Annotated in this window: 25 protein-coding genes and 2 pseudogenes; 18 read left to right on the top strand and 9 right to left on the bottom strand. The window is 55.5% G+C overall.

The features are described 5' to 3' along the window. From QFI97_RS15925 to patD, 3 genes are read left to right on the top strand one after another with little or no spacing between them, the layout of a single operon-like run. Entirely contained in the window at positions 1-930 is a 930-nt protein-coding gene (locus QFI97_RS15925; RefSeq protein WP_095097524.1) for an ABC transporter permease, read from the top strand. Further along, positions 920-1726: an ABC transporter permease gene (locus QFI97_RS15920; protein WP_331835292.1), complete on the top strand. Its 807-nt coding sequence runs from the start codon at positions 920-922 to the stop codon at positions 1724-1726. The genes QFI97_RS15925 and QFI97_RS15920 overlap by 11 nt, the downstream gene beginning before the upstream one ends. A gap of 22 nt (positions 1727-1748) precedes the next feature. Next, complete coding sequence (gene patD, locus QFI97_RS15915) at positions 1749-3173, top strand: aminobutyraldehyde dehydrogenase (protein ID WP_095097530.1); 1425 nt, start codon at positions 1749-1751, stop codon at positions 3171-3173. A gap of 696 nt (positions 3174-3869) precedes the next feature. Here patD and QFI97_RS15910 read toward each other — a convergent pair. Further along, the gene (locus tag QFI97_RS15910; protein ID WP_095097533.1) at positions 3870-3992 is read right to left on the bottom strand and encodes a small membrane protein; all 123 of its coding nucleotides are present in this window, start codon (positions 3990-3992) and stop codon (positions 3870-3872) included. Positions 3993-4609: 617 nt separating this feature from the next. Here QFI97_RS15910 and QFI97_RS15905 point away from each other — a divergent pair. Beyond that, positions 4610-4903, top strand: a complete 294-nt coding sequence (locus QFI97_RS15905; protein WP_095098132.1) for a hypothetical protein — start codon at positions 4610-4612, stop codon at positions 4901-4903. Positions 4904-4953: 50 nt separating this feature from the next. Here the strand turns inward: QFI97_RS15905 and yncL are convergent, their stop codons facing one another. Continuing rightward, positions 4954-5049 (bottom strand): stress response membrane protein YncL, encoded by a 96-nt coding sequence (gene yncL / locus QFI97_RS15900; RefSeq protein WP_071844919.1) that lies wholly within the window; start codon positions 5047-5049, stop codon positions 4954-4956. A 189-nt stretch (positions 5050-5238) separates the two neighbouring features. Here yncL and QFI97_RS15895 point away from each other — a divergent pair, with 189 nt between their 5' ends. Further along, a complete protein-coding gene (locus tag QFI97_RS15895) occupies positions 5239-5412 on the top strand; it encodes a GhoT/OrtT family toxin (protein WP_095097536.1) in 174 nt (57 codons plus the stop codon). Positions 5413-5495: 83 nt separating this feature from the next. Then, positions 5496-6245: an alpha/beta fold hydrolase gene (locus QFI97_RS15890; protein ID WP_346431565.1), complete on the top strand. Its 750-nt coding sequence runs from the start codon at positions 5496-5498 to the stop codon at positions 6243-6245. Positions 6246-6272: 27 nt separating this feature from the next. Here the strand turns inward: QFI97_RS15890 and QFI97_RS15885 are convergent, their stop codons facing one another. Continuing rightward, entirely contained in the window at positions 6273-7706 is a 1434-nt protein-coding gene (locus tag QFI97_RS15885; RefSeq protein WP_346431564.1) for an aldehyde dehydrogenase, read from the bottom strand. Between the two features lie 270 nt (positions 7707-7976). Between QFI97_RS15885 and QFI97_RS15880 the strand changes: the two genes are divergently transcribed. Continuing rightward, positions 7977-9578 (top strand): ABC transporter substrate-binding protein, encoded by a 1602-nt coding sequence (locus QFI97_RS15880; RefSeq protein WP_095097545.1) that lies wholly within the window; start codon positions 7977-7979, stop codon positions 9576-9578. 17 nt (positions 9579-9595) lie between these two features. Continuing rightward, positions 9596-9829 carry a YdcY family protein gene (locus QFI97_RS15875; RefSeq protein ID WP_095097548.1) on the top strand — a complete coding sequence of 78 codons (234 nt, stop codon included), beginning with the start codon at positions 9596-9598 and terminating at the stop codon, positions 9827-9829. Positions 9830-9837: 8 nt separating this feature from the next. On the opposite strand, the gene QFI97_RS15870 is transcribed toward QFI97_RS15875, so the two are convergent. Both QFI97_RS15870 and QFI97_RS15865 read right to left on the bottom strand, forming a co-directional pair. Next, positions 9838-10287 (bottom strand): DMT family transporter, encoded by a 450-nt coding sequence (locus QFI97_RS15870; protein ID WP_095097551.1) that lies wholly within the window; start codon positions 10285-10287, stop codon positions 9838-9840. Next, complete coding sequence (locus QFI97_RS15865) at positions 10284-10802, bottom strand: GNAT family N-acetyltransferase (protein ID WP_095097554.1); 519 nt, start codon at positions 10800-10802, stop codon at positions 10284-10286. The genes QFI97_RS15870 and QFI97_RS15865 overlap by 4 nt, the downstream gene beginning before the upstream one ends. Positions 10803-11004: 202 nt before the next feature. On the opposite strand from QFI97_RS15865, the gene QFI97_RS15860 reads away from it, so the two are divergent. The 6 genes and pseudogenes from QFI97_RS15860 to QFI97_RS23620 form a co-directional block, all read left to right on the top strand. Next, on the top strand, positions 11005-11580 hold the full coding sequence (locus tag QFI97_RS15860; protein WP_095097557.1) for a helix-turn-helix domain-containing protein: 576 nt from the start codon (positions 11005-11007) through the stop codon (positions 11578-11580). 64 nt (positions 11581-11644) lie between these two features. Then, complete coding sequence (curA, locus tag QFI97_RS15855) at positions 11645-12682, top strand: NADPH-dependent curcumin/dihydrocurcumin reductase (RefSeq protein ID WP_095097561.1); 1038 nt, start codon at positions 11645-11647, stop codon at positions 12680-12682. A gap of 221 nt (positions 12683-12903) precedes the next feature. Then, positions 12904-13113 (top strand): hypothetical protein, encoded by a 210-nt coding sequence (locus tag QFI97_RS15850; protein WP_133599897.1) that lies wholly within the window; start codon positions 12904-12906, stop codon positions 13111-13113. After that, positions 13110-13718: a hypothetical protein gene (locus QFI97_RS15845; protein WP_346431563.1), complete on the top strand. Its 609-nt coding sequence runs from the start codon at positions 13110-13112 to the stop codon at positions 13716-13718. The genes QFI97_RS15850 and QFI97_RS15845 overlap by 4 nt, the downstream gene beginning before the upstream one ends. 348 nt (positions 13719-14066) lie before the next feature. Beyond that, positions 14067-14465 carry a hypothetical protein gene (locus QFI97_RS15840; RefSeq protein WP_346431562.1) on the top strand — a complete coding sequence of 133 codons (399 nt, stop codon included), beginning with the start codon at positions 14067-14069 and terminating at the stop codon, positions 14463-14465. A 158-nt stretch (positions 14466-14623) separates the two neighbouring features. After that, positions 14624-14686: pseudogene (locus tag QFI97_RS23620) on the top strand (hypothetical protein); the annotation flags it as partial. A gap of 527 nt (positions 14687-15213) precedes the next feature. Here the strand turns inward: QFI97_RS23620 and rihA (QFI97_RS15830) are convergent. Then, positions 15214-15317 (bottom strand): annotated as a pseudogene (gene rihA / locus QFI97_RS15830) (pyrimidine-specific ribonucleoside hydrolase RihA); the annotation flags it as partial. Positions 15318-15495: 178 nt separating this feature from the next. On the opposite strand from rihA (QFI97_RS15830), the gene QFI97_RS15825 reads away from it, so the two are divergent. Both QFI97_RS15825 and QFI97_RS15820 read left to right on the top strand, forming a co-directional pair. Then, positions 15496-15759 carry a hypothetical protein gene (locus QFI97_RS15825; RefSeq protein WP_346431561.1) on the top strand — a complete coding sequence of 88 codons (264 nt, stop codon included), beginning with the start codon at positions 15496-15498 and terminating at the stop codon, positions 15757-15759. Positions 15760-15910: 151 nt separating this feature from the next. After that, a complete protein-coding gene (locus QFI97_RS15820) occupies positions 15911-16264 on the top strand; it encodes a DUF596 domain-containing protein (RefSeq protein ID WP_346431560.1) in 354 nt (117 codons plus the stop codon). A 268-nt stretch (positions 16265-16532) separates the two neighbouring features. Here the strand turns inward: QFI97_RS15820 and rihA (QFI97_RS15815) are convergent, their stop codons facing one another. Continuing rightward, entirely contained in the window at positions 16533-17468 is a 936-nt protein-coding gene (gene rihA, locus QFI97_RS15815) for a pyrimidine-specific ribonucleoside hydrolase RihA (RefSeq protein WP_346431559.1), read from the bottom strand. Between the two features lie 251 nt (positions 17469-17719). Continuing rightward, positions 17720-19831: a TonB-dependent receptor PqqU gene (gene pqqU, locus QFI97_RS15810; RefSeq protein WP_346431558.1), complete on the bottom strand. Its 2112-nt coding sequence runs from the start codon at positions 19829-19831 to the stop codon at positions 17720-17722. A gap of 260 nt (positions 19832-20091) precedes the next feature. Here pqqU and yncE point away from each other — a divergent pair, with 260 nt between their 5' ends. Beyond that, on the top strand, positions 20092-21153 hold the full coding sequence (gene yncE / locus QFI97_RS15805) for a 7-bladed beta-propeller protein YncE (protein ID WP_331835281.1): 1062 nt from the start codon (positions 20092-20094) through the stop codon (positions 21151-21153). Between the two features lie 142 nt (positions 21154-21295). Next, positions 21296-21517, top strand: coding sequence for a YgdI/YgdR family lipoprotein (locus QFI97_RS15800; RefSeq protein WP_041145366.1), 222 nt, complete (start codon positions 21296-21298; stop codon positions 21515-21517). A 58-nt stretch (positions 21518-21575) separates the two neighbouring features. Here the strand turns inward: QFI97_RS15800 and ansP are convergent, their stop codons facing one another. Continuing rightward, positions 21576-23039, bottom strand: a complete 1464-nt coding sequence (gene ansP / locus QFI97_RS15795; protein WP_346431557.1) for an L-asparagine permease — start codon at positions 23037-23039, stop codon at positions 21576-21578. Positions 23040-23138 lie beyond the last annotated feature (99 nt).

Below are 23138 nucleotides of genomic sequence, written 5' to 3'. Positions count from 1 at the left end.
ATGGCAACGCTTATCGCGAACGCTCCCTCCGGCCGCCTGTCTGGGCTATTCTGGCGCCGGCCGTCGCTGGGGCTGTTTTTGCTGCTGCTCGGCCCGCTGATGTGGTTTGGCATCGTCTATCTGGGCTCGCTGCTGACGCTGCTGTGGCAAAGCTTCTATACCTTCGACGACTTCACCATGTCGGTCACTACCGACCTGACGCTGGCTAATCTCAAGGCGCTATTTAACCCGGCCAACTACGACATTATTATCCGTACGCTGGTGATGGCGCTGACGGTCACGCTGGCCAGCGCTGTTCTGGCCCTGCCGATGGCGTGGTATATGGCCCGCTACACCAGCGGCAAAATGAAGGCATTTTTCTATATTGCCGTGATGCTGCCGATGTGGGCCAGCTATATCGTTAAGGCCTACGCCTGGACGCTGCTGCTGGCAAAAGATGGCGTGGCGCAGTGGTTTCTGCGCCATCTTGGGGTGGAAGGCGCGCTGAATCTGCTGCTGGCGATCCCGGCGGTGGGCGGCAATACGCTGTCGACTTCGGGGCTGGGCCGCTTCCTGGTCTTTGTCTATATCTGGCTGCCGTTTATGATCCTGCCGGTGCAGGCGGCGCTGGAGCGCATACCGGCGTCGCTGCTGCAGGCGTCGGCCGATCTCGGCGCCCGGCCGCGGCAAACCTTTCGCTATGTGGTGCTGCCGCTGGCTATCCCCGGCATTGCCGCCGGGTCGATTTTTACCTTCTCGCTGACGTTGGGCGATTTTATCGTGCCGCAGCTGGTGGGGCCGCCGGGCTTTTTTATCGGCAATATGGTCTATTCCCAGCAGGGGGCGATTGGCAATATGCCGATGGCGGCAGCGTTTACCCTCGTGCCGATTGTCCTGATTGCCCTGTATCTGGCGTTTGTTAAACGCCTGGGAGCGTTTGATGCACTCTGAACGGGCACCGCTGTTTCTGAAAGTCGCGACCTGGGGCGGGGTGATCTTCCTGCATTTCCCGCTGCTGATCATTGCCCTGTACGCCTTTAACACCGAAGACGCCGCCTTTAGCTTTCCGCCGCAGGGCCTGACGCTGCGCTGGTTTAGCGAAGCGGCCGGGCGGGGCGATATTATCGAATCGGTGACACTGTCACTGAAAATTGCCGCGCTATCGACCGCTATCGCGCTGGTACTTGGCACGCTGGCTGCAGGGGCTCTGTGGCGCAGCGCCTTTTTTGGCAAAAACGCCGTGTCGCTGCTGCTGCTGTTGCCCATCGCGCTGCCGGGGATCATTACCGGCCTGGCGCTGCTGACGGCGTTTAAGGCGATTAACCTCGAACCGGGTTTCTTCACCATCGTGGTGGGGCACGCCACCTTCTGCGTGGTGGTGGTATTTAACAACGTTATCGCCCGCTTTCGCCGGACTTCCTGGAGCCTGGTGGAGGCGTCGATGGATTTAGGGGCGACGGGCTGGCAGACCTTCCGCTACGTGGTGTTACCCAACCTGGGGTCGGCGCTGCTGGCCGGGGGAATGCTGGCGTTCGCGCTGTCGTTTGATGAAATTATCGTCACCACCTTTACCGCCGGGCACGAGCGCACGCTTCCGCTGTGGCTGCTGAATCAGCTGGGACGCCCGCGCGATGTACCGATAACCAACGTTGTCGCTCTGCTGGTGATGCTGGTGACGACCATTCCGATTTTAGGGGCCTGGTGGCTAACCCGTGACGGCGACATAAGCGCTGAAAACGGCAAATAACTGACGTGTACAGGATAATACTATGCAACATAACCTTTTGATCAACGGCGAATTAGTGGCGGGTGAAGGCGAACTGGTGCCGGTATTCAATCCTGCTAATGGCGAAGCGCTGCTGGAGATTGCGGAGGCGACGGCGGCCCAGGTGGATGCGGCGGTTGAGGCGGCGGATCTGGCCTTTGTCGGCTGGAGCCAGACTACGCCGAAAACCCGCGCGGAGTGCCTGCTCAAGCTGGCGGAGGTGATTACCGAGCATGCGGAAACCCTCGCCAAACTGGAGTCATTGAACTGCGGCAAACCGCTGCACTGCGTGATTAACGACGAGCTGCCCGCGGTGGCGGATGTGTTTCGCTTCTTTGCCGGCGCCGCGCGCTGCCTGCCGGGGATGGCGGCCGGTGAGTACCTGGAAGGGCACACCTCGATGATCCGCCGTGACCCGGTTGGGGTGGTGGCCTCCATCGCGCCGTGGAACTATCCGCTGATGATGGCGGCCTGGAAGCTGGCTCCGGCGCTGGCGGCGGGGAACTGCGTGGTGATTAAGCCTTCAGAGATCACGCCGCTGACGGCGCTGAAGCTGGCCGAGCTGGCAAAAGATATTTTCCCGGCTGGAGTCATCAACGTACTGTTTGGCCGAGGTAAAACCGTGGGCGATCCGCTGACCGGCCATCATAAGGTGCGGATGGTATCGCTGACCGGGTCGATAGCCACCGGGGCGCATATTATTGGCCATACGGCCTCCTCGATTAAGCGTACGCATATGGAGCTGGGCGGCAAGGCGCCGGTGATCGTCTTTGACGATGCGGATATTGATGCGGTCGTTGAGGGCGTGCGGACCTTCGGCTTCTATAACGCCGGCCAGGACTGTACCGCCGCCTGCCGCATCTACGCCCAGCAGGGCATTTACGACCAGCTGGTGGAGAAACTGGGGGCGGCGGTTGCCAGCCTGAAAATCGGCCCGCCGGAAGATGCCGCGACGGAGCTGGGGCCGGTTAGCTCGCAGGCGCATCTGGAGCGGGTGAGCGCCGCCGTTGATGCCGCGCGCGCGCTGGCGCACATCAAAGTGGTGACCGGCGGCAGCAAGGCGCCAGGGAAGGGGTACTACTACCAGCCGACGCTGCTGGCCGGGGCGAAGCAGGAGGATGATATTGTCCAGCGCGAGGTGTTTGGTCCGGTAGTGAGCGTCACCGCGTTCAGCGATGAGGAGCAGGCGCTGGCCTGGGCCAATGATTCGCAGTACGGTCTGGCCTCGTCGGTGTGGACCCGGGACGTTGGCAGAGCGCACCGTCTTAGCGCCCGCCTGCAGTATGGCTGCACCTGGGTGAATACCCACTTTATGCTGGTGAGCGAAATGCCGCACGGCGGGCAAAAGCTGTCGGGCTACGGGAAGGATATGTCGATGTATGGCCTGGAGGATTACACCGTCGTGCGCCACGTGATGATCAAGCACTAAACGCAGCATGCCGCCGACGGAGCGAGTTCAGGCCCGTCGGCGGCGGTATCTGGCAATCAGTGGCGTCATAGATGAATATCCTAGCCGAGGCGCATCCTACCGCCGACTTTTTTATCGCCGCTTCTACCTTCCAGTAAGAGTTTCCTGCCGGGCCGGGAGAATCTATCACCGGTACCAGAACGGGTTTAGAGGAGGGGGATCTGTTCTGAGAATTGCAGCGGCCGTGAATCATTCGGCGGCACATGCTCATAGAGATGGCGACAGCAGCGGGATTGACTATGCAGCGCAATAATCACCCTGCAATCAGGTTAGCCTGCTAATAATCATCGATGGCAGGAATTGCTAAGACAGAAGGCGGCTGATATGAGAATATTCTTATGCCCCTTCAAGAGCTAAGCCATGATGAGTGCCGGAGATAAGCGCCGGATGGGGCTCGCAAATATCCCCGCCCCTGCACTAACTAATAGTGCAGGGGCTTTTTTTGCCCATGCAGCAGGCGGCAGCGTTAACGCGGAAATAACAGAAGCGGGCAGCAGGGGCAGGGAAGGGGGCGGTCTACACCATCGGTTTCGACAGAGGTTACATCGCTGTAACGCCCTGACGCAGCTAAGCGCGCGAGCTAATACGCACAAGATGAGAATGGTAAATAAATTTTTCGCTATTGCCGATACTATTCAGGCAGATAAATGCATTAGCCTAGCGTTTATTCTTTTTACTCGGTAAGCTCGACTGGCGGCGTTCACGCACGTAAGAAATAAGGTTATAAACTGCGATAACCAGTAATATTAACGCCACAATAAGCACGGCAATCCCGGACATATTCCACCTCAAATTTAAAATGAGCAACAGAAAAAGTATTCATAACCAATGTTTATGAATGTAAATTCATCCTTGAGATAACGCAAATAGTATTTGTTCTCTTTCAAATGAAGTGCCGCCAGCCTGGGAGAGTAAGGATCGGCCTAAGGCCGCACCAAGCATGGGGTTGTCGGCATGATTACCGTTCTGCCAGCAGCACGAGATTTAAGAAGTATCGCATTTTCCGCTAATAGAACTCTTCGTCATACATTATTGTTAGTTATCTGTAGACGTGAGTTTATGCTGATTTTTTAAGCATAATCTGATACTTCCTGACGGCAGATAGTGGATTTGTAGCAGCGGAGGATCGTTTTCCTGAAGAAGTAAGGTTAATTTATTTTCTTCGCGCCGGCATAAACTATATCCATTCTGTTTGTGGTGCTATTTGCCAGGCCATGCTCGGGACCGAACTCTCTTTTTAAGAGTCCCGGCAGTGTTGCCGAAATGTATTTCAGATTTATTTCGTCGCACTCACTTTATTAATTAAAGTTAATGTTTAATTAATGTTAATGGTTAGATAAAATTTGTATCTATTGAATGTGGGAGGTCGTTTGGCGTTTGACTTTGGCGGGGCGGCCATGCGAACATTTGTCATAATTTGTTACTGTGAAGTTGATTTTGTTTTGAAAAACATAGCATTTTTTCTGCTGGTGGCTACCGCTACCGCCATTCTCTATGGAAATTTGCCCGCTCAGCGCGTTCTGGATTGTGAAAAGCAGGGGGCGAGTGAAGCCGTTTGTCTCTCCGCTGAATGGGATAGCGAAAAGGTCAATCCGTTGCCGGAGTATAACCCTGATAACCTCAAGGCTACTGCCGTATTGCAGGCTACGTCCCAGGTGGACACAACCCGTACGGTCGCTATTAAATCGTAAAAAAGCAGCCCTTTAAGGCTGCTTTTTTAGGTTTCTTTGCTGAGAAAAAATCAGTAAAACCAACCAAAACGAACGGATAGCAGGCTAATAAGCGCAAATGCTGCGCCGACATTAATCAGAATTACGGTTTTGCTGGAAACATCCATAACGCCACCTTTATGAGTAAGCCTCTACAGGTATAGTACGAGGTCAAAGGATGTGCTATCAGACAAGGATGAATCGGGCGTTTTCTGTTGGCTACGCGCAGTATTTTACTTTGTTATGTATTAATCTCTGGCCCGCTTTCCGCTGCTGAAAGAGGCGCGTCGTAAAGGCGTTTCAGGGAAGGACTAAGAATGACCCTATATCAAAAGATGCTGATTTTTTATGCGGTGATGGGATTTATCTGCGCAGTTATCAGCTGGTTTTTAACCAAAGAAAGTCGCCTGATTCGCCTGCTGGCGGCGCTGCTGATCGGCGCAACCTGGCCGTTTAGCTTTCCGACAGCGCTCCTTATTTCTCTATTCTGAGACATTCTGAGACGAAGAAAGCGTTGGCATCCGTTAATAATGACTGTATAAAAACACAGTTCAATTAACGGGAGCTTATCTATATGAACGGTTTCTTCTCCTCTCTGGCCGGCGCCACCGTGCGCTGGTTCGATCTGCCCGGTAGCGGCGATCCGATCGTGTTTATCCACGGTCTGGGATGCGCCTCTTCGTACGATTATCCTCGAGTGGCTGCCGATCCCGCGCTGAGCGGGCGCCGGGTCGTGCTTATCGATCTACCTGGCTACGGCTATAGCGATAAACCCGTTGAGTTTGGTTACAGTACTACGGAACAGGCGCAGGTGGTGGTAGAACTCCTTGACCACCTGCAGCTGTCGCGCTGCTATTTGTACGGCCATAGCATGGGCGGCAGTATTGCCATTGAAGCGGCTGTACGGTTAGGCGAACGCGTGCTTGCGCTGCTGGTGGCCGAGCCCAATCTGTACGCCGGCGGTGGGGTATACAGCCGGGCGATTGCCGCGCAGACGGAAGCGAAGTTTGTCGCCGGAGGCTATGCCGACATGCTGGCGGCGGAATCTTCGCCCTGGGCTGGGTGCCTACAGAACAGCGCGCCCTGGGCCGTCTGGAGAGGAGCAAACAGCCTGGTATCCGGCGTAACGCCATCGTGGTTTACCCTTTTTCGTCAGCTCTCTTGTCCGAAGACGCTTATCTATGGCGCGCTGTCGCTCCCTGCGCAGGAGGCCGAAAACGCCGTCGCGGAAGGGATTATGCTGCGGGTTGTGCCCGATGCCGGCCACTCGATGGCCTGGGAAAATCCTGCCGCGCTGGCGGCAGCGATCGCCAGCCGCTGCTGAGGCGAACAACGCGCGCTGCCCTTAGGGTTAAAACGGCAGTTCGCGAGGCTGCATTTGCATTGTTATCCAGCGTAGTTCGGTAAATTCGGCAACGCCTGCGCGCCCGCCGAAGCGCCCGTAGCCGGAGGATTTGCAGCCGCCGAACGGCATCTGGGCCTCATCGTGAACGGTGGGGCCGTTAATGTGGCAAATCCCCGTTTGTAAGCGCTGCGCGACGTTCCATGCCCGGGCGCTGTCGCGGCTGTATACCGCCGACGAAAGCCCATATTCGCTCTCATTCGCGACGGCCAGCGCCTCCTCTTCTCCGCCGACGCGGATAATCGCCTTCACCGGTCCAAACGACTCCTCGCTCCAGATGCGCATGTCGCGCGTGACGCCATCCAGCAGGGTGGCGGCCATCTGCACGGACGTGGCCTTGCCGCCGCTTAACAGCCGGGCGCCTTTTGTCAGCGCATCGTCAATCAGTGCATTGCAGCGCGTGACGGTCTTCATATCGACAACCGGCCCGATCAAACCTGCGGGTAGGCTCGCCGCGCGGCGGCTGATAAGCGCGACAAACTCATCGGCAATCGCGTGGTCGACGATAATACGTTCGGTTGACATACAGATTTGCCCGGCGTTGGCGAAAGCGCCAAATATGGCGCCCGCCGCCGCTTGTTCAGGATCGGCGTCATCGAGCACCAGCAGCGGGGCTTTCCCGCCCAGTTCTAGCACCGCAGGCTTCAGATGCTGACCGCAGGTGCGGGCAATGATCCTGCCCACCGGCGTTGAGCCGGTAAAATTGATCCGACGCACCGCGGGATGGGCGATCAGCGATTCGACTAACGCCGGCGCATCCGCAGGCGCGCAGGTCAGATAATTGATAACGCCGTCCGGGAATCCGGCAGCGGCGAGGGCCTCAATAATTAATCCCTGAGAGGCGGGCGACAGCTCGGCGCCCTTGAGGATCACCGTATTGCCACAGGCCAGGGGGGTGGCAATCGCCCGCGTCGCCAGAATCAGCGGCGCGTTCCACGGCGCCATTCCGAGGACGACGCCGGCGCCCTGACGCACGGCCATCGCCAGGTTCCCCACCACGTTCGACGGCACTATCTGCCCCTCAATCTGGGTCGTGAGCGCGGCGGCTTCGCGCAGAATATCGGCGGCCAGATGGACGTTAAAACCGGACCAGTGGGCCGTTGCGCCGGTTTCCGCCGCCATAGTGGCGATAAACCGGGCTTCGCGCAGCAGCATCTGTTCGGCGGCGTTCAGCAGCAGGCGACGGCGTTCGCCAGGGGAGGTATCGCGCCACTGTGGAAATGCGGCGGCCGCGGCCTCAACGCTGCGTCGGGCGTCGGCGAGGCTTGCGGCAGCAGCGGTGGAGGCCGCCGCTTCGTTCAGCGGATGGCTGCGGGTAAAGGTGGCGCCGTCGTCAGCGTCGTGCCACTGGCCGTTGGTGTACAGGCTACAGGTTAAGCTCATCGGTGGAACCTCATCTTTTGCTGTTTTTCCGAGTGTACCGGTCAGGGAGACGACGGGGGGCCGGGAGGGCGGTTATCGCACGATTTTTTTCAGGCTTTTTAGGCAGTTCACAACTTCAGCCGATTAAATGGTGCAAAAAGGCGGCGAGTGTTGAATAAATCGGCAAAAACGGCGTTTTCAGCATAACCTGATACCGATTGATTATTTGCCGGTTGATTCCTGCTGTGCTGTTATTAGAGGGCATATAACAAATTTATAAGGTTTATAACCATGTCTACAGGGAAAACACGTCTTGCTCTGGCGCTCGGCGCACTGCTGCTGCCAGCCGCTGCGTCCTGGGCGGCCGGTAACGATACGCTGGTCTACTGCTCCGAAGCCTCTCCGGAATCCTTCAACCCGCAGATTGCCAGTTCCGGTCCCTCGTTTGTGGCCAGCTCGCAGGTGCTCTACAACCGCCTGATTACGTTCGACCCGCAGAAAAACACGCCGGTTCCTTCGCTGGCTACCGACTGGACCGTCTCGCCGGATGGCAAAACCTGGACCTTTACCCTGCGTAAAGGCGTGCAGTTCAACAGCAACAAATACTTCAAGCCGACCCGCGATTTCAACGCCGATGACGTGCTTTTCTCGGTGCTGCGCCAGCAGGATGCAAAACATCCGTACCATAACGTTTCCCAGGGCAGCTACGAGTACTTCCACGACGTCGGGCTGGATAAGCTGATCAAAGAGGTTAAAAAGCTTGACGATTATCACGTCCAGTTCGTACTGGCGGAGCCGAATGCGGCGTTCCTCGCCGACTGGGGGATGGATTTCGCCTCAATTCTCTCTGCGGAGTATGGCGACGCGATGCTGAAAAAAGGCACGCCGGAGTATGTCGATACCTGGCCTATTGGTACCGGCCCGTACGCGCTGCAGCAGTATAAGGTGGATTCACAGATCCGCTATATTGCCAACCCGCACTACTGGGAAGGCGAGGTGCCGACAAAGCATCTGATCTTCTCGATCACGCCAAACGTTGAGACGCGGCTGGCGAAGCTGCAAACCAATGAGTGCCAGATTATTCCGGCGCCTTCACCGGTACAGTTCCCGGTGATCAAAGGCAATAAGGATCTGGCGCTGCACTCGGTCGAAGCGCTGAACGTCGGCTATCTGGCGTTTAATACCGAGAAAAAACCGTTCGATAATCTGCTGGTGCGTCAGGCGCTGAACTACGCGACCGACAAGCAGGCGATCGTTAAAGCGGTGTTCCTGGATTCCGGCTCCGTGGCGAAATCGCCGCTGCCGGCCAATATGCTCGGCTATAAGAAAGATCTCCCGGACTACGACTACGATCCGCAGAAGGCCAAAGCGCTGCTCAAGCAGGCGGGGCTGGAAAATGGCGCAGAGGTAACCCTGTGGTCGATGCCGGTTCAGCGGCCTTATAACCCGAACTCCCGCCGCATCGCGGAGATGATTCAGAGCGACTGGAGCAAGGTCGGCGTTAAGGCCAAAATCGTCACCTATGAGTGGGGCGAATATCTCGCCGGGATGCGCAAAGGCGAACACGATAGCGCTCTGTTCGGCTGGATGTCGGATAACGGCGATCCGGACAACTTTGCCGGGACGCTTTTGAGCTGTGATAACATCAAAACCGGCTCTAACGTCGCCCGCTGGTGCGACAAGTCCTACGACGCGCTGGTGAAGAAAGCGCTTCTGGTCAGCGATCCGCAGGCGCGGGCGAAGCTGTACGGCCAGGCGCAGGAGATTTTTTATCAGCAGGCGCCGTGGATCACCCTGGCGACGGGAAAAACCTTCTATGCCACGCGCAGCAACGTCAGCGGCTATAGCGTGAGCCTGATGGGCAGCGATTTTTCAAAGGTAAAACTGAATTAAGCCGAAAGGAGAGCAGGATGGCACATCTGGATGAGGTTATCGCCCGCGTGGACGCGGCGATTGCCGAAGGGGTGATTACCCACATGAACGAGCTGCTGATCGAACTTAGCGATGACGCCGGGCTGGATCGCGACGATCGCTATATCCAGCAGCAGCGTTTACGCACCACGATTGCTCATCATGGACGCCAGCACCAGGAAGAGCAGGAAGGGCGGCGTGAGCAGTTGACCAAGGGTGGATCTATCCTCTGATATCCGCGTCAGAACTGGCGTCTGGCAACCAGCCAGGCGCCTGCCACCAGCATTGCCGCTCCGCAAAGCGGCCCCACCAGTGCGCGAAACGGCACTCCGTGGGCGCGCACTAAATCGATGATCAGGCCGCCGACCAGCTGGCTGGCGATGAGCACCGCAATGGTGGTCGCCGCGCCGACGTTCTGGTACCCGCTGATGCTGGCAAAGACAAAAAATGACCCCAGCAAACCCGGAATTAGCGTCCACCACTTCACGCTTTCCGCCAGCTCATGAACGCCCGCCGCGCCGTGACGCAGGAGCAAAATAGTGACGAAGATTACAATCCCGACCAGCGAATTAAGCAGCATCGCAATCAGGATTGTGGAGGCGGACTGGGTGATTCGCACCATCAGTGTATTCTGCACCACCAGCCCGATCCCGGCGGCGATAAGGCAGGCCAGCGTCAGCGACTGGTTCATGCGTCGGGATCCGGATCGCGGCGATCGTCGAGCTGGAGCTGCATAAAGGTCAGATCCAGCCAACGGCCGAATTTGGTGCCGACCTGTGGCATCTGGCCGGTGGTCACAAAACCGAGGGTTTCATGGAGATGCAGCGAGGCGTGGTTCTGCGCCTCAATTCCGGCGACCATCACGTGTTTCTTCAGGCGGCGGGCCTCTTTAATCAGCGCCACGAGCAGGGTACGGCCAAGCCCTTTTCCCTGGTGATCGGGGTGCACGTAGACCGAATGCTCGACGGTATGGCGAAAGCCGTCGAATGTGCGCCAGTCGCCAAAGGATGAATACCCGGTCACCACGCCGTCCTCTTCACTCACCAGCACCGGGAAACCGGCTATCTGGCGCGCTTCAAACCAGGCAATGCGGTTATCGGTGTCGACGGTTTTATCATTCCAGATAGCGGCGGTGTGCAGCACCGCATGGTTGTAGATCCCGGCAATCGCCGCACAATCCTCTTTACAGGCATAGCGGATGGTCATAGCAAACCTCAAGTTTCGTACACTATAGTAGTACGATATTATTACAATAATGTACGCAATGCTGTCATCTGTTTTAGGCAAAATTTTTTACTAAGGTACGCCAGGGCGCTACGACAAGCGGATGGAGGGAATCAGAGCCGTAGAAACAGCTTCACTTTCACCACCTTGTTACGCCGCATTTCATACACTATAGTACTACGCTATGAATACTATCGAAGACAACATCAATCAGCGCATCAGCGCCCGCATTCGCATCGAACGGGAGTCCCGAGGCTGGTCTCTGAGCGAGCTGGCGGAACGGGCCGGCGCATCGCGGGCGATGATCCACAAAATCGAACGCGGTGAGAGCAGCCCGACGGCTTCGATGCTCGGGCGTCTGTCCGGCGCCTTTGGCATCAGTATGTCGACGCTGATCGCCCGCGCGGAGATGCAGGAAGGCAAGCTGCTGCGCTTTGCCAACCAGCCGGTGTGGCGCGATCCGCAGAGCCACTATCTGCGCCGTCACGTCTCGCCGCGCAGCGACCTGCCTATCGATCTGGTGCAGGTGGAGCTTCCCGCCGGCAGCGATGTCCCGATGCCCGCGGCCTCCTATGCCCTGGCGCGCCAGCTGATCTGGCTGCAGCAGGGCGAGCTGGTCTTTGTTGAGGGCGCCACGCGCCATGAAATGCAGGCGGGAGATTGCCTGGAGCTGGGGCCGCCGAACGACTGCCGTTTTATCAATGAATCCGCCACTTCCTGCATCTATCTGGTCGTGAGGCTGAATCAATCTGCCTCATAATGCCAATGCGCGCGCTGATAATTGCGGCTAGCCTCAGTACAGGTCTTTAAAAGAGGAGTTTGCTATGGCTTTTAATTCGCAACGTCACCGTCGCTGGGTGCTGGCTTCTCGTCCACACGGCGAGCCGACCGGAGAAAACTTTCGTCTGGAAGAGGGCGATGTGCCGTCTCCGGGCCCGGGACAGGTGCTGTTACGCACCGTGTTTCTCTCTTTAGATCCCTATATGCGCGGCCGCATGAGCGATGCTCCGTCCTACTCGCCGCCGGTCGCCATCGGCGCGGTTATGGTGGGCGGCACGGTGAGCCGGGTTGTCGCGTCAAATCATGCTGACTTTACCCCCGGAGAGTGGGTGCTGGGCTACGGCGGCTGGCAGGATTATGAGCTGTCCGACGGCAGCGGGCTGGTGAAGCTGGGCGCACAGCCGGAGCATCCATCCTGGGCGCTCGGCCTGCTGGGCATGCCTGGTTTTACCGCCTATATGGGGCTGCTGGATATTGGGCAGCCGAAGGCCGGCGAGACGCTGGTGGTCGCTGCCGCCACCGGGCCGGTGGGCGCAACGGTAGGGCAGATTGCTAAGCTCAAAGGCTGCCGCACGGTCGGTATTGCCGGCGGCAGTGAGAAATGCCGCTACGCGGTCGAGACGCTGGGCTTTGACGTCTGCCTCGATCACCGCGCGCCTGATTTTGCCGAACAGCTGGCGCAGGCCTGCCCGCAGGGCATTGACGTTTACTATGAAAACGTTGGCGGCAAGGTGTTCGATGCGGTGCTGCCGCTGCTTAATACCTCGGCGCGGGTGCCGGTGTGCGGCCTGGTCAGCGGCTACAACGCGACCGCGTTGCCCGATGGCCCGGACCGTCTGCCGCTGCTGATGGGCACGCTGCTGAAAAAACGGATTCGGATGCAGGGCTTTATTATCGGCCAGGATTACGGCCACCGTATCGCCGAGTTCCAGCAGGAGATGGGGCGTTGGGTGCAGGAAGGTAAAATCAAGTACCGCGAGCAGCAAATCGACGGCCTGGAGAGCGCCCCCCGCGCGCTGATCGGCCTGCTGAAGGGCGAGAACTTCGGTAAAGTCGTGGTCCGGGTTTCGCCAGACGAGTAACGCTTATGCCCCGGCGGCGCCGAGCGCCGGGGCGAGGATCTGCAAGGCGCATCCCTTCGTTAACTCCCTGCTTTACTACTCTTCCCCGATCGTGAATTCCTGGTTTAAGCAACGCATCTTGTGGCGCGATGCTGGTCTGTTCAGATGAGCGCTAATGCGCAATATTGAATTTTTAATGGACATTTTTATTGCTGCAGAAGGCTTTATCAGAGATGTACTTAATGATAAAAGTGTCGTACGAAAAAGCTTATCAGGTGGCGCAGTGGAGTACCGGTTACCAAATTAAAGAGACAGGGCGTGCACAGTATATGGAAGGTTTAATAAACGATGGTCGCTGGAATTATAATGCTAATAAGGGATTTAAAGCAGGGTACATTGTTGGTGCTTACAAAAAATGTGAAACAGTATGGCCCAATGGAGTTAAAAAATGACTAGTACATTACATTCTGGATGGAAACCTGGTTTTGGTATTGTATATACATGGTTTGGCATGGACAAAAATGGGAAAATTGGTGTTTTTGTTAATAATTGTTGGGGGGAGCTACCTTCTGTTCTTTTAAAACAAGACTCCGTCGAACATATACTTGATTCTATATCTGAATATATACATGAAGAATCAGAGGTTTTTACCATCATTCCACCTGATAAAAATGGTGATTTTAGTGTTGATATGTTTCCTGCCTGGACTGGTCCTAAAACAAAAGAAAAGGTAAAGCAGCTCTATGATGAGATTTCTAGCCAAAAAAAACCATTGAGTTATGGTAATCTACCTAAAAATAAAGGTCTGTATGTTTACTTTGCTGTAGAAGGTAGTTTTCCTGGGGAGGATTATCCTGTTGGATATAATGGGAGTACTGAGATGGGGGACTATTATCGATATCTGATTCCTGGTGTATTCGGCAGTATCGAAGACTTTCCTGATGGGCTGAGGGGAGGAGTCGTAGTATCAAAAACTATTGATTTCAATATTGATAGAGTAATACCTAATTGTTGCATAGATAAGCATTTCAATTCTATGTATGCCCGTGATCAATGAAATTCCTTGATGGCCAGGAAGTTGGGAAATGGTTTAAAAGTTTCCTGACCATGCATTTCTCCCGGAGGTATCATGATGGCATGTGGCCGAGAGACTTATTCTAAGCATACCTGTTTTTGTTCCACTCGTTTTTTGAGACCTCCGGGTTTTCAGCCATCAGTCGATACTCTTCCTGCGTCAGATTATCCAGGAGATTCATGGGGGCGCTCGCTGTTTTATCATTGTTGACTCCTGTAAAAAAATTGATAACATGGGGTATTAAATAATTAGAGGTCCTTTTAATGGTGCGACTGGCATACGTGCAGATATTCTTGAAAAAGCGATGAATTTTAATGGGGTGACATTGAAATGAAAAGTATAAATGAATTAACTCTTTTTTCGCTTGATGAGCAAGAAATAACATTTGAGGGTTACATTGTTTATCTGGATGATAGTGACCTTTATATTATTGGATTGGATTATGGTGATGATTATACTACGAGTCCTTCCATTGCTGTTAAAAATAAAAACCTGTCTGATAATCTGGAAGCTAATGTCAGCTTGTATGGCGGGGGAAAGACGCGATTATTTCATCATGTAAAGTTGAAAGGTGTATTAGAAAAAGATAATCTAACAGGTGAAATAAGTATCCTTGTAAAAGAGTTGAGTGTGGAAGATAACGGGCAATGGATATCAATTGATGTAGATAAATATTATGAGCCGAGGAACGGAAAAGGTTCTAATTGGCATGATCTGTTTAATAACTAATATTAACTTTATCCGCTGTTGAAAGATGTATTAAAAAAGAATGATACATGTCTGAGGGGCTAGGTAAAATGCATTATTTAACAGAAAGGCAATACTAGTGACACTGTGGCAAAAGGAGGTGATAAACTTATCATCTCCTTTTGCTGACGGAGCAGCACATGAACCCATTCAAAGGCTGGCATTTTCAGCGTGACATTATCCTGTGGGCCGTACGCTGGTACAGGGGTTTGAGGGGCAATGGAACGAAAACGCACGAGAATGACATAATTAATCGTTTGTATTGAAATTTATCGGTATTGCCTGGTGGGTTCATCCACGGCAGTTCGCCATTCCTGAGCCGTGATTTCTCTGAACGCCTGCGAACCCACAGACGCACTTGAAATCACCATGGCCGAAGCCAGCGCCTTAAGGCGTTTCAGACCCTTAACCAGTGCAGCCTGGGAACCGCCATCTGAGCTGTTTATACGTGACTCCCAGACCCCATTTTTCATATAGGTGGTATCGCCCGTGAAAAGGTGATTTTTTCCAGACGGGGATTTGGCGTAAAAACAAACACTGCCGTCTGTATGTCCAGGTGTTGGAATAATTTCAATATTTCCTTGAACCCATTCTCTTTTCTCAAAAAGAAAATCGACTGCTGAATAACGATGAATAGAAATTTCCTCAAACTGGTGACAGCATAATTTAGAGTTAAATTCTTGTTTGATTGTGTTCCGAGCATTCCCGGCTTCATCTCTGTGACTTCAGTATTGACCACCGTCATGCCCTGGGTGTATTTCCTTGTGTTTCCACGCCGACCCCGCGCTCAAGACTGGTAAACAGCTGCGGCTTCAGCAGCCAGACGATGATGCAGGTGGCACGTACTGACGATCCCCGATACTCCACTGAATGATTAAGAGCGCGAGTTGCGGCATCTGCAGGAAGCGCTAAACGGTAATGAGGCAAAAGGAGCAGACGGCACGCGTGATTGGTGCGTTGACCGGCGCGCTGACCACGCTTACGCCCGAAGGCGCATATAGCGGAGCGGACAGTGCGCAAAATGCTTACCGTTATCCAGAAAACCAATACTGACCAGTTAGTTAAAGTGTTTGATCCAAAACAGAGTAGCGATAAGCCCAATGTGTTCGGGAAGAAGTTTGCGCAGGTGTTGGGGGATGGAGGGAGTAACATACAGGGGAATACTAAGGTGTTTGCAACTGAGGGACTTTCGCAACAACAAATATTCGATTATGCCCAGTCACTAACTGGGGGGAGACCTTTAATTGAAATCCCCACAGGTTCTATGCCAAGTTAGATGATGGTAGTACTATAAATCTGAGGAACTACTCTGAAAGCTCGGATAAAACAAAGGCTCGCTGGACGATAGATATTATTGGGAATCAAAAGCTAAGTGAGAATAAGGGAAAGGTAAAGAGAAAATTGAAATTAAATTTAGGTGAGGTTGTATGCTTTATAATAAAGAAAAGTATAATTTACTTGCCCGGGAATTGGAAGGCTCTTCTATAAGTACTATATGGTCGGCAATTGTTTCAGAAAATTTTGAGGGCATAGAACTATCGTATGAAGAAAGGGTTGATATTTTTCTAAAGTTAATTAAATATCTGATTTCTGAAGGGAGAGTGAAACTAGGAAAGCACGATAAATTTCTGGATGGAACTATCGAGGAGCAAATAGAACGATATAGAAAGGCGCTACCTAAATGCGAAGAGGACTTATACTCTGGCTTGTGGTTCACATTTGAGGAATGTCCAGGAGGGATTGTCTGGACCCATGGAGATGGATGTGAATACTGGACCTGATACACCGCTAGTCATAACGGCTCTTCGGAGCCGTTATCCTTGTATACCTTTCCTGTATAGACACTTTTTGTCGGTGACGATATTGAATTTAACGCTCTGATCGATCCAACCCGGACAGACCAAAGGCAGGGTCATTGACGAACGACAGACAGGACCTGCGCCTGACAAACTCATCGCCTGATACGCTGCAAACTGCCGACGCTTCCGGTCGGCTCGTCTTTATCCAGAAGGCAGTATCGCAATTCTTAACGTCTTGCAGCACCCTGATTCAGCCATAAAACGCCAGCCGCTCGGCTAGCAGGTCGACAAAACCCTCCCGGTCGACATCCAGCAACACCGTGGTATTCGGCTGCTTGCCGGTCAGGAAGTAATAATCAACCACCGTCATGCCTTGGGTATATTTCCCCTGGGTTTCCACGCCTACCCAGCGCTCAACGCAGGTGAACAGCTCCGGCTTCAGCAGCCAGGCGATGGTGCAGGGGTCGTGCAGCGGGGCGCCGGTGAATCCCCATTTAGCATCCTTGTGATACTCCATAAAGAAGTCGAGCAGCTCGGCAACGATGGTGGCGACCGGGTTGCCGACCCGGCGGAAACGTTCGATATCCATATCATGAATCTGCGCCCGATGCGTGACGTCCAGCCCGGCCATCACCACCGGAATACCCGACTGGAAGACGATCTCCGCCGCTTCCGGGTCGACGTAGATATTAAACTCGGCGGCGGGCTGCCAGTTGCCGAGCACCATTGCGCCGCCCATCATCACGATGCGCGCGATCTTGTCACGCAGTTCCGGGTGGCCGTTCAACAGCAGGGCGACGTTGGTTTGCGGGCCGGTGGCGATAATCGTCACCGGCTGCGGGCTTTCGCGCAGCGTTTTCGCCATCAGCTCGACGGCGGTACAGTTCTGTGGGGCAAAATCAGGCTCCGGCAGCGCCGGGCCGTCGAGCCCGCTTTCGCCGTGAACGTTGTCAGCGATGATCAGCTCCCGCATCAGCGGCTTACGCGCGCCGCCGGCCACCGGAATATCCTGGCGTTGCAGCAGCGTCAGCATGCGCAGCACGTTACGCAGGGTTTTCTCCGGCGTCTGGTTGCCGGCGGAGGAGGTGATGGCTTTGACGTCAAGTTCGGGTGAGGCGAGGGCGAGAACGATAGCGATGGCGTCATCATGACCCGGGTCGCAATCAAGGATGATTGGCAGTGCCATAGCGGCTCCTTTTTATGGGCGATATTTGTGATAAGGGTAACGCCAGGGAGCACAACAGACGAGAGAGGATAAAACAAAGCGTGATGCACGCCGCATTATAAAGGCAGGAGGGAAGAATATTTTCCCGACTGCGGGCGGGTTTCCCGCCCGGTCCGCGCTTGCCTGGGCGACGCAGGACGATGAGGCCGTGGCCGGAATGGGGACATTAACGCCGCCGCCCGGCGGACTCCCTGGGCGGCGGCTGCGGCGTGTTACTCAAATCGCCAGGCGAGGTTGAGGCCAACGCCGTAGTTACGTCCCGGCGCCGGCTCGTAGTAGCGGCCGTTGGACTCGTTGACGATCACCGAGCCCGCGTAGCTGCGGTCAAACAGGTTATCGATACGGCCGAAAACGTCCATATCCATGTTGCCGTAGCTCCACTTATAGCCGCTGGTGAGCCCAACGACGGTCCACGACGGCGCCTTAGCGGTGTTCTCATCGTTAGCCATGATATTGCTCATATAGCGGATATCGCTGCCCGCGTACCAGCCGCGATCCGGCTGATAGCCAAACGAGGCGTAGCCCATGTTGCGGGCGATCCCCGGGATGCGGTTGCCGTTGCAGCTGGCGTCATCGCAGACGTTGGTCCGGTAGGTGGCGTCCAGCCAGGTCCAGGCGGCCTTCAGGCGCCAGTTTTCAGCGAACTGCTGATCCAGCCCCAGCTCCATCCCCTGACGGCGGGTTTTGCCGGCGTTTTTATAGCTGGTGCGTCCGCCGCTGCTGGCGTCAACCACAATTTCGTTATCGGTATTGGTCTGGAACAGGGCGGCGGTGAACAGGCCGTTGCCGATCCGCGTTTTGCTGCCGATTTCAAACGTCTCGTTGGTTGAAGGCTGCAGACCGAAGTTCAGGCCGCCCTGGTTGCCGGAGCGATAGGAGAGCTCGTTGATGGTCGGCGTTTCAAAGCCGCGACCGGCGGAAGCGTAGACGTTCCATGCATCGGTCAGCGCATACTTCAGTGAACCCGCCGGCAGCCATTTGTGGTAGCTGGCGTCGCCGCTATCGTCCCCGTTGCCCGGAGTAATGTAGTAATCGTTTGAATCGAACCACACCGAGCTGTAGCGCACCCCGGCATCGAGGGTGAGCTTCTCCGTCAGCTGCCACTGGGTCTGCAGGTAAGGGTCGATATTCCACATCAGGTTACGTTCATTACGGCGCAGGTTGCCCTCTTCGCCGTACTGCGGCGCGCCGTTGACCATGACGAAGTTTTCAAACCCTTTGCGGCGCTCGCTCATGGTTTCGTAATCAAGCCCGGTGGTAAAGGTCACCGGCACCAGCAGTTCGCCGCGGTGGGTCCAGCGGGTATCGATACCCTGATAGTGGCGGGTGAGGTCAATCACGCCCCCTGCGTGGCTCGGGTTAAGCTGCGGCGCGCGCGGAATCGACTGATACTGCGTGGTTTCACGCTCGCCGGCGTACATCATCACGCTCAGGTCGTCGCGCTCGCTCAGCTGGCGCTCGTAGCGTAAACCGGCCTGGGTCTGCCTGGTCGATTTGCGGGTGTTGTACTGATCGCCGCGCGGCGACTGGCGCGGGTTGTTTTGCCACTCGTCGTAGCTCAGGCCGCCGGCATCGTTGGCTTTGATATCCACGCTGTTGAACAGCAGCGTCAGCTTACTGACGTCGTTGATGCGCACGCCGAGCTTCGCGTTGGCGAGGTTTTTCCGCGCCCCGCTGTGGTCGCGATAGCCGTGGGTGGTGAAGCGGTTGGTCGAGACGGTGTAATCGACGTCCCCGGCGTGGGTACCGTCGCCGACGGCGCCGGTGGCCTTCATGCCGTAGTGCCAGGTACCGAAGCTGCCGTAATAGCTGCTGGCTTCGATGGTCGGCGGCTGGCTGCCGCTCTGGCTGGTGACGTTAATCACCCCGCCGGAGGAGTTGCCGTACAGCGCGGAGAAGGGCCCGCGCAGAACCTCCAGCGAGTCTACGCTGCCGATATCGATATTGGAGGTTTGCCCCTGGCCGTCGGGCATGGTGGCCGGAATGCCGTCCACATAAATACGCAGTCCGCGCACGCCGTAGGTGGAACGAGAGCCGAAGCCGCGAATCGAGAGCTGCAGGTCCTGAGCGTAGTTCTGCCGGTTTTGCACCTGCAGGCCGGGCACCGCACCCAGCGACTCGGAAAGGTTGACCCGCGGCGCGGCCTGGCGCATTTCGTCGCCGTTGACCACGCTGACGGCGGCGGGAGTATCGAGTTCGGAGACCGTCGTCGGGGAAGCGGTAACGACCATCGTCTGCTCGCCTTCAGGGCTGGACTGAGCCATAGCGACCAGCGGGAAGAGGAGGGCGGGAAGCGCAACCGTGCGCACGGAAAGGATTTTCATGGAAACACTCGCAAAACGAACCAAACGGAACATATCTCCATATGTTAACTCTTTTGTAATTTTTTGAAAATTATTAACGGAAGTTTAGTTAAATAATGGCATGTATTGGCTATTTTTTTAGTCAGCAAGCGCAATTAACGCTCCACTTTACGTTAAATAATGATTACTATTCTCATTTATAAAATAGCGTAAAGCCATGACTTTACGCCACGGAAGCACTGTCGAGCAGGCACATATTTGTTTTATCAAAGGGAGTCGTCATGTCATTACGTCATCTGTCCACGCCGCGTCTGCGCCGTTCACTGTTGTTAACTTCACTGCTGCTGGCGGGGAGCTTCAGCGCTCACGCGGCGGAAGAAATGCTGCGCAAGGCGGTTGGAAAGGGCGCATACGAGATGGCTTATAGCCAGCAGGAAAATGCGCTATGGGTCGCGACTTCGCAAAGTCGTTCGCTGGATAAAGGCGGGATCGTATATCGCCTCGACCCGACGACGCTGGAGGTGACTCAGGTTATCCATAACGACCTGAAGCCGTTCGGCGCGACGATCAATAACGCCACCCAGACGCTGTGGTTTGGCAACACCACCGACAGCACCGTCACCGCGATTGATGCCAAAACCGGCGCGGTAAAAGGCCGTCTGGTGCTTGACGACCGCAAGCGCAGCGAAACCGTGCGTCCGCTGGCGCCGCGCGAGCTGGCGGTGAATGAGAAGACCAATACCATTTATATTACCGGCCTGGGTAAAGAGAGCGTTATCTGGGTAGTTGATGGCGAAAAACTGACCCTGAAAGAGACCATTACCAATACCGGCGCTATGGCTACCGGGCTGGCGGTTGATGCTGACGCGAAGCGTATCTACACCACCAACGCCGATGGAGAACTGCTGACTATCGACAGCGACAGCAACAAGATTCTGAGCCGTAAAAAGCTGCAGGATGACGGTAAAGAGCACTTCTATCTGAACCTGAGCCTCGATACCGCAGGCCATCGCGCCTTCATCACCGACAGCAAACAGCCGGAAGTGCTGGTTGTTGATCTGCGCGACGGCAAAGTGCTGCAGAAAATCGCCGCCCCGGAATCGCTGGCGGTGCTGTTCAACCCAACGCGTAATGAAGCCTACGTGACGCATCGTAAGGCCGGTGAAGTCAGCGTGATCGATGGCAAAACCTATAAGGTTGTTAAAACTATCAAAACGCCAACCTATCCTAACAGCCTGGCGCTCTCCGCCGACGGTAAAACGCTGTACGTCAGCGTGAAGCAGGAATCAACCCGTCAGAAAGAAGCCACTCAGCCGGATGACGTTATCCGCATCGCGCTGTAAAGATTTACAGGAGGGGGAGACCCCTCCTGCTCGCCTGAATCACCCTCTGTTACAAACACCTGTTAGCCGTATTAACCTAATGGCTTTACAATCAGCGCTTTCCCGCCTGCTGCGGGAGATGGGTAATCATTCTGGAGACGATATGAATAAGCCATTTATGGTTCTGTGCGCCGGCGCGATGCTGGCTTTACTGGCGGGCTGTACGTCAAACTATGTGATGACAACGAAAAGTGGGCAGACCATTGTGACCCACGGCAAGCCACAGCTGGATAAAGACACCGGCATGACCAGCTATACCGACGAGTCGGGCAACCAGCGTCAAATTAACAGCAGTGACGTTTCGCAGCTGGTTAAAGATAACTAAGATCGGGCCGGTAGTTGAAAAATGCGGTTTGACCGGCTTCGGCCAAACCGCAGTAGCGCTATTTTTGCGCCGTCTGAGCACCCGGCGCGGTGCGATGAATCGCCTCAACGCGACGGCGAACGCCAAACCAGCCGGCGACCAGCAGCACCGCAATCAGCGGAATTGAACCAATGGTGTAGGTGCCGTTCGGATAATCGAAGGCCATCAGCACCAGCACGCTGAGCAGGAACAGCAGGGTCAGCCAGGAGGTAAACGGCGCGCCCGGCATTTTGAAGCTTACGTCCGCCGCTCTTCCTTCCTTAATCGCTTTACGCAGCCGCATCTGGCAAACCACGATAAAGCCCCACGACGCAATAATCCCCAGCGAAGCCACGTTGAGGACGATCTCAAAGACCTGCGACGGCACCAGATAGTTGAGGAATACGCCGATGACGTATACCGCCAGCGTCGCCAGAATCCCGGCGTAAGGCACCTGATGGCGGCTCATCTTCGACATAAACTGCGGTGCGGAACCGCCCATCGACATCGAACGCAGAATGCGCCCGGTGCAGTAGAGGCCCGAGTTCAGGCTGGAGAGCGCCGCGGTTAAGACCACGATATTCATCACGCTGCCAATGTACGGCACGCCGAGTTTGGAGAAGAAGGTGACGAACGGGCTTTGCCCCGCCTGATAGGCATTCCACGGCAGCAGCAGCACCAGCAGCAGCACGGAGCCGACGTAGAACAGGCCGATACGCCAGATCACGCTGTTGATTGCGCGCGGCACCATAGTCTGCGGCTCTTTGCACTCCCCTGCGGCGGTGCCGACCAGTTCGATGGAGGCGAAGGCGAACACCACCCCCTGCACCAGCACCAGCGCTGGCATCAGGCCGTGCGGGAACAGGCCGCCGTTATCGGTAATCAGGTGGAAGCCGGTGGCGTTGCCGTCCAGCGGTTTTCCGCTGCCGAGAAAAATGGTCCCGACCACGAGGAATGCCACAATCGCCAGCACTTTGACTAAGGCAAACCAGAACTCCATTTCGGCAAACCACTTCACGCCGATCATATTCATGGTGCCGACGATCGCCAGCGCGCCGAGGGCGAAGACCCACTGCGGAACGTCGCCGAATGCGCCCCAGTAGTGCATATACAGCGCCACGGCGGTGATGTCGACAATGCCGGTCATCGCCCAGTTGATAAAGTACATCCAGCCGGCAACGTAGGCCGCTTTTTCACCGAGGAATTCGCGCGCGTAGGAGACGAAGCTGCCGCTGGAGGGCCGGTGCAGCACCAGTTCGCCCAGCGCGCGGAGGATAAAGAACGAGAACAGGCCGCAGACCAGGTAAACCAGGGCCAGCGCGGGTCCCGCCATCTGCAGGCGCGCGCCGGCGCCGAGGAACAGACCGGTACCAATCGCGCCGCCGATGGCGATCATCTGGACCTGACGGTTGCCCATTGCCTTGTGATAACCCGATTCCTGCGAGTTGAGCCAGTGACGTCTTGCGGCCTGATGTTCGGCCGCGGCGTTGTGTTTTGTATTCATTGATGTACCCATTTTCCTGTCAATGTCCATGAGTGGTTCCTCGCACCGCCGATTGGCAGCACGTTATGCTGGCTTTCTCATCATTCTGACGTAGGAGAT

The organism is Klebsiella scottii, from assembly GCF_036561945.1.
GTDB lineage: Bacteria > Pseudomonadota > Gammaproteobacteria > Enterobacterales > Enterobacteriaceae > Klebsiella > Klebsiella scottii.
The sequence above is the reverse complement of the archived record's forward strand: the minus strand, read 5'-3'. Positions and strand labels throughout refer to the sequence as shown.